Genomic DNA, 1,261 nt, shown 5'->3' with positions numbered 1-1,261 from the left:
GAAAGCTGCACCATGCCGTGTGGAGTGGTTGCACCAGGGTAGGTGTTGCCTAGGTTACCTGTGCCAATGAATGGGTTGACGTAGCGTGTTACGTCCATATCGGCGAAATCTACTGGGATGTGAACGCCCATGTCGATTTCAGGTGTTTCTGGGTTTGGCTTGTCATCACAGTCGCCATCGCCAACTGGAGGACATACTGGCTTGCCGCCGTCAGGAATATCCGGCAGTGCAGGGTTGGTGTCACCGCCTTCATAAATGTTGGTTGTGTCGTCGTTACAGCCAGTCAGACCGACTAGACCACTGAGAACTGCGCAAGCGAGTAGGGAAGGTTTGAATTTCATTTTTAAAGCCTTGTAAGTTGTAGGTTTATGTAGTTGTTGAAAGCAGAGGTATTACTAAAACTTAAAAACTTGAAATAGAGCCCTTTGGGGGAAAGGGCTCTTAGGGGGAGGAGCTTAAGGTTTAAGCTTTCACAAGAGTCGCTGCGTTACGCATCGCTTCTTTCGTTGAACACTCAACAACGTTTGCTTTTGCAAAGCGGTGAGCGTCTTTTACTTGGATATCGTGAGCTAGAATAACCAGCTTCGCGTTTGCTACATCTAGGTCAGTGATGCGGTTCTGGATACCGTTTTGACCTTGAGTTTCTACTTTGATTTTCAGACCTGCTGCTGCACCTGCTTTCTCTAGTGCTTTCGCTGCCATGAATGTGTGTGCTACGCCAGATGGGCAACATGTTACTGCTACGATGTCGTACTCGCCTTCGCCTGCTGCTGGAGCCGCTTGAGCTTGTGCAGGTGCTGCTTCTACGATTTCGTCTTCTGCTTCTTCTTCAGCAACTGGTTTCCAGAAGCCAACGATAACTGCTGTTGTTAGTGAGCCTAGTGCGATACCCACAACGTACATTGGGATGTTGCTTGATACAGGTGCTGTGATTAGACCGCCCCATGGTGCGTGTAGTAGTACGTCTGTTAGGAAGCCGAACACACAACCAACGATACCACCAGCAACGATTGAAGGAAGAACGCGTACAGGGTCGTTTGCTGCGAATGGGATAGCACCTTCAGAGATACCGATAGAACCCATGATTGCTGCTGCTTTACCCGCTTCTTGCTCTTGCTTAGTGAACTTCTTCTTGAATAGGAATGTTGCTAGTGCCATACCTAGAGGAGGCGTACAGATTGCGATACCAACACCACCCATTAGCCATGGTTGAGTATCAACTTGAGTTTGAGCGAATAGCGTTGCTACTTTGTTGATTGGA

The 1,261-nt window shown here is 48.5% G+C and carries 1 protein-coding gene and 1 pseudogene; both read right to left on the bottom strand.

Annotation, left to right across the window (positions count from 1 at the left end; translation table 11 throughout):
• Positions 1 to 341, bottom strand: a pseudogene (locus tag R7O12_RS25510) (glycoside hydrolase family 92 protein); the annotation flags it as partial.
• Between the two features lie 121 nt (positions 342 to 462).
• Positions 463 to 1,261 (bottom strand): fructose PTS transporter subunit IIB (locus R7O12_RS25505; protein WP_318126852.1); only part of this gene is annotated, 799 nt, incomplete at its 5' end.

This window comes from Vibrio sp. Vb1574 (assembly GCF_033338675.1).
This window is presented reverse-complemented; position numbering and strand designations above follow the sequence as displayed.